The sequence below is a fragment of the Paracoccus panacisoli genome, assembly GCF_042435015.1.
GTDB lineage: Bacteria > Pseudomonadota > Alphaproteobacteria > Rhodobacterales > Rhodobacteraceae > Paracoccus > Paracoccus panacisoli.
This window is the reverse complement of record NZ_JBHMQU010000117.1, coordinates 1-4,987: the sequence shown is the minus strand read 5'-3', so window position 1 is coordinate 4,987 and position 4,987 is coordinate 1. Positions and strand designations below refer to the sequence as shown.

General features: G+C 73.3%; 2 protein-coding genes and 1 pseudogene. All 3 read left to right on the top strand.

Translation table 11 applies throughout. From position 1 onward, the window contains the following. The first annotated feature begins 488 nt into the window (after positions 1 to 488). The gene (locus ACFHYO_RS16055; protein ID WP_394321741.1) at positions 489 to 995 is read left to right on the top strand and encodes a hypothetical protein; all 507 of its coding nucleotides are present in this window, start codon (positions 489 to 491) and stop codon (positions 993 to 995) included. Beyond that, complete coding sequence (locus ACFHYO_RS16050) at positions 992 to 3,334, top strand: hypothetical protein (RefSeq protein WP_394321740.1); 2,343 nt, start codon at positions 992 to 994, stop codon at positions 3,332 to 3,334. The genes ACFHYO_RS16055 and ACFHYO_RS16050 overlap by 4 nt, the downstream gene beginning before the upstream one ends. Before the next feature lie 89 nt (positions 3,335 to 3,423). Then, positions 3,424 to 4,987 (top strand): annotated as a pseudogene (locus tag ACFHYO_RS16045) (site-specific integrase); the annotation flags it as partial.

Sequence of the window (4,987 nt, the reverse complement as noted above, 5' to 3'; positions counted from 1 at the left end):
GATGGGATAAGGGGAAGGCTTTACGGGGCTAGGTTGGCGCGTGAGGACCGACCACTCCCCCACTCTAGAGCGCCAGGGTCAGTGCCCTGGGCCGGACCCCCGCCAACGAGCGGGCGGCTTCCGGAGTACCGGCTCTGCCGGTGCGGCTCGACCTCAACCCTGCACGTCAGGCAGGGCCCGGACGAGAGCGCGGGTTTCAACCGTGCCCCTGGTGCCCTGCAGTGCAGACCCGCGTGCCGCGGTGGCCACGACCACCTGCCTTGGCCGCGTCGCACAAGCCGGACGCTCCGCGCGTCCGCATCCGATCACTCCTGGCGGACGCCGTTTCCGCCGGTGGGTTGCCTCGTCTCGCATTGCGTCACGACGCCTGCAGCCCTGCCCACATCACATCGACCGTCCTGCTCCCGGTTCTGCTGGCCCCCGGGTGTGAAGCGACCATTCCTTTCCTCTTCCAAGGGGGCCGGCTCCGCTCACGAAGGAGCATATTGATGTCGATTTCTCTGTCCGTGCCAGCGCCGCAGCGCACGGCCCTTTCCATCCACGCGCTGTCCGGCCGCGCCCGCCTGGCCGCGGCCCACGAGATCGAGCCGCACCCGGCGGCACTGGCAGCGTTCATGGCGTTCCAGCGCATCGCGTTCGCGGCCCCGCTCTCGGCAGCCCTGGCGCCACCGGTGCTGGTGGTGCGGGGGGAGCGGCGGACCTGGGCGATGGTGGGGCATTTCGCGGCGCGGCTTGCACTGCGCAATGCCGACCATATCCCGGTGCTGGTCCTGCCCGCCATGACCGACGACGCCGTGGCCCGTGCCGCCTGGGGGGAGATCGCCGCTTTGTGGGCAGGTCACCTGGCGGTGCGGGGCGGCGCCGAGGGCCTGCACCGGGCGCTCGGCCGGATGCCCGAACTCCTGCGGGACGAACTGGTCGGCCCGGTGTCGGCGCGCGGGCTGGCGCGCACGCTGGGAGTGGGCGCCGGGCGTTTCCGGGGGGTGCGGGCATGAGTGCCGTCGATCCCAAGATCGCGGCAGCGGCCCTGGACCTGCTGCCGGACGGCAAGGCTGTGCAGGCCGGGTTCGCGGCCGAGGCGCGCCGCCTGCTGGGGCTGCTCTCGGCCCCTCTGCCTCCGGGAGTGACGGATCTGGTGGCGGCCCTCTCGCCGATGCCGCAGCCCGCCGCGCCGGAAGATCTGCAGGCCGCCATCCATCGGAGGCTCGGAGCGTTCCCGATCGCCAATCTTCTGGCCCACGCACCCGAGCCATGGGAGCCGCGCGGCGCTGACCTCGACCGGTTGCGGGCCTGGGTGCTGGTCGGGCTCCTCGACGCGGTTCTCCGCGGCCAGTCGGGCCATACGACAGCGCCCAAGGCGGCGGCGCTGCTGTCCTACCTGTGCCGGGCACGGGCACGGGCCGGGGCGCGACTGGTCGTCCCGACGATCTCGGCCGAGGACGTGACGCTGGCCAGGGAGAGCATCGGCGACTGGCACGATCGGTTGCGCCAGACCCGTAGCGTGATCGCCGAGACCGCTTATGTCCTGCGGCTGACGCTGGACCACCTTGCCGGGCAGGCGCGGCAGCAGCGGGCCCCGACCACCCGCTCGTCCGTGCTGGGGAGTGCGCGCGCCATTGCGGCGATCCGAGGCTTCGCGGTGCTGCCCGGCCGAGACGGGCTGGCCCTCGAGCACGACTGCCCGGACTTCGACTATGATGCCGAAGGTCTCGAGAGCGCCGAGGAAGCCGGCGACGTGGCGATCCCGGTCCGCCTTCAGCTCGGCGATCCCGAGCAGATGGACCTGCTTGAGGTCCTCGACAGAGGCGACCACGGGCGCAGTGGCGAGGCCGGCTGGAAGGAGATCCTGCCCGCACCCGTCGTACTCGCGGTCCAGGGCGAACTGGCGGAGTTTTCGGCGCAGGCGGTCACCAGCACCCGCACCCTGACACCGGCAGAGGCGCCCGTCGTGGCGCAGGGACTGCGGCGGACGGTCTCTTCGCACGGCGGACCGTGGCAGGCGGCCACGCTGCTGGCGGTAAGCCTGATGACCGGGCGGAGCCTGTCGGCGCTGCTGGCCATGCCCCGGGAGATGCCCCGGCAGGCCGGGCAAAGCTGGTGGGCGCGGAACCGGCACGCGGAGACAGTCCGCTTCGGCATCGGCTTCTGCCCGGCGGTGACGGATGCCCCACCCCCGCCCCAGAACGGGTTCGTCCTGGTCCTGCCGGAATGGCTGCAGCCGTCCCTCGAGCGACTGCTCGACCTATGGGACGAGGAGCCGATCGACCCCGCCGAGATCGAGGCCGACGCACAGCACCTGCTGGCCGGGTTCCTGCCCGAAGGGCGAGCTCTGCGGCGCAGCCATCTCGCGGCAAGCCTCGGGCTGGCAGCGCTGGCGGTCGGCCTCGATCCGGCGGTCGAGGCGCTGCTGCGCGGGACCGACATCCGGATCGCGCCGCAGTGCTGGTACACGGCGCTGCCGGTGCCGCGGCTCGACGCGGACTGGCGGGCCTGCTGGCCGGCCCTTGGCCTCACCGGCGATGAGGGGGACGAGGAGGACGGGGGTGGCGGCATGCACGGGGCCAGTGTGGTCGGTACGTTCCAGCCGCGACGCGAGATGCCGCGCACCGGGTCGTTGCGGGTACCGTCCGCCGCCGATCTGCAGGCGTTCTTCGCCGGGCAGCGCCGGCGGCTCGAGACCGCAGTGGCGGCGCTCGAACCTGACCTGCTGGAGACGGTGCAGGACGTGCAGGCGGCCTTTGTGGGCGCTGCGGCGGCGGTCCTGCTCGGGGCCACGGGGCGACGCCCGCACGGGGCTCTGTGGCCGCCGCTGGGGCAGGTCCTGGCCGAGGGCCCGGCGCCGTCGGTAAGGATCGCCGACAAGGGCAACCGAACCCTCGACGATGCCCGCTGGCTGCCCCTGCCGCCGGTGGCGATCGCAACGCTGGAGGCAGTCCGGGTGCAGCTGGGGCACCTGCGCGACTGGGGACGCCTGCATGACCAGCAGGTGGCCAAGGCCGCGACCTCGGCGCTAGCTGGCCAGACGCCGCCCTTGTGGTTCCTGCCGTCGATCGGTGCGGATCTGATGCCCCTCTCCTGCGGGCGGTGGTGGCAAAGCCTGCCTGACCGGGTGCCGCGCAACCTGTTCCGCCATTACTGGCGAAGCCGGTTCGTGGCCGAACGGCAGCCCGGCCACCTGGTCGACCGGTGGATGGGACACGGGGGCTGGCGGCAGACGTTCTACCTCTCGACCAGCTTCGCGGCTTCGGACGATCTGGCGCCGCTGGTGGAAAGCCTCGAACGTGGCCTGGCCGATCTCGGCGCCGTCGCTCCCGAACCCTGCCCGCTGCTGTGACCGCCCCTGCTCCGCCCCCCGCCGCTGCCGAGGACCTGACCCGGTCCGCGGGCAAGGCCCTGCCCGCTCCCGAGACCCGGGGGCGGATCGTGGCGCTGCCCGCCCTGGTGCAGCCCCTGCGCGATGCCACCTGGGCGCAGGATGCCAGGGTGGCGATCGCGCTGCGCCAGCGGCTGGATGCGGTGCTGACTGCGCCGGGCGAGCTGCCGCGCGGACGGCTTCCGGGGCTGGCGCTGGCCTCGGCGGTCCTGCGCGGGGGGCTGTGGCGCGAGGCGGCCTGGGCGGCGCTGATCAAGGAGATGGCGACGGGGCCCCTGCGCTTCGGACTGGCGGCGCGGTTTCCGGGGCTGGCGTGGCTGGACCTGACCCTGGCGGTGCCGCGCCACCAGCAGGACCTCACCAACCTCGAGCCGGGCCTCGAGCGGCTGCGCTGGTTCCCTGACGTGGTCACGCTGTCGCTGTTGGATCGCTGGCGGCGGGCGCGGCGCACCGGCGTCGGGATCGAGGCTGGCCGGACGCCACTCGCGCTGATCGGCGCGGCACTCGAGGCAGAGCGGCTGGCAGGATCGCTCAGCCCGGCGCGGCTCGGGCAGGTGGCGCTGGCGGCGCTGGAGGCGGGCTCCGGGGTGATCGTGCCGTCGGTGCTGGCGGCGGCGGCCTCGGGCGAGACCCCGGCGCTGTCCGCGAGCAAGACCGGCTGGCAGACCCTCTGCTCTGGTCCGTCGAGCCGGCCGATAGCCCCTGCCCCGGCCATGCGCGGTTGGAACGATGACTGGACTGCGTCGGAGAGGCTCCGCAGACGCGCGCAGCGGGCCGCTGCGGCCGGTCCTGCGGATCCGGCCGAGGAATCCCCTGCAGCGGCTCTCGAGAGGCTCCTCGTGCCACACGCGCGCTCCGGCTCCCGGTCCGGCAGCCGCGCTTTGAAGGCAGGGCTGCAAAGGCTGATGGGGTCCCCGACCCCCCTGCCCGCGGCGATCGAGGCGGTGATCGGCTGGAACCTGGCGCTGCTCGACCGCGGCAACCGGCCGCGAACGCTTGCCGACTATCACGCGATAATGGGCCGGCGGCTGATTGACGTGTTCGGCAGCTTCGACCCGCGCGAGGGCGAGGCCGAGGCACTTGGTCAGCGGCTGCAGGAGGTGGTCGATCTCTTCGGCTACGCCGACAGGCGCCACCCGCTGGGGCGGCTGGCGGACTTCGCCGCCCATGCGGCACGAATGCATGACTGGCCGCAGGCTGACCTGGCAGACCTGGTCGAGACGGAGGACGGCGGCCGGATGGTCCGCACGGCGGTGCTGCCGTGGTCAGCCTATCGGGCAATCTGGGGCCGCCTGCGCCGCCCGGCGGGTGGCGTAGCTCCGGAGCTGGCCGAGGCGACGGCCGCGGCGTTCGTCCTGCTGGCCTGGGGCGGTCTTCGGGTGGACGAGGTGACGAGCCGGGTGGTGGCGGACCTCGATGCGGACCTCTCGGTGCATGTGCATGCGACACGGGGGCATTCGGGAAAGTCGGCCGCGGCGCGGCGGCGGGTGCCGGCGGGGCTGTTCCTGCCTGATGAGATTGCTGCGGCGATGCGGAGCTGGCGGGCGGGGCGGGTGGCGGCAGCGGCCGATCCGCGCCGGACGCCTCTGTTCGGGACCGCGCTTCTTGCCGAGG

Bases quoted from the DNA above. Each gene is read 5' to 3' on its own strand.
- ACFHYO_RS16055 (WP_394321741.1), top strand. From the start codon at position 489: ATGTCGATTTCTCTGTCCGTGCCAGCGCCGCAGCGCACGGCCCTTTCC.
- ACFHYO_RS16050 (WP_394321740.1), top strand. From the start codon at position 992: ATGAGTGCCGTCGATCCCAAGATCGCGGCAGCGGCCCTGGACCTGCTG.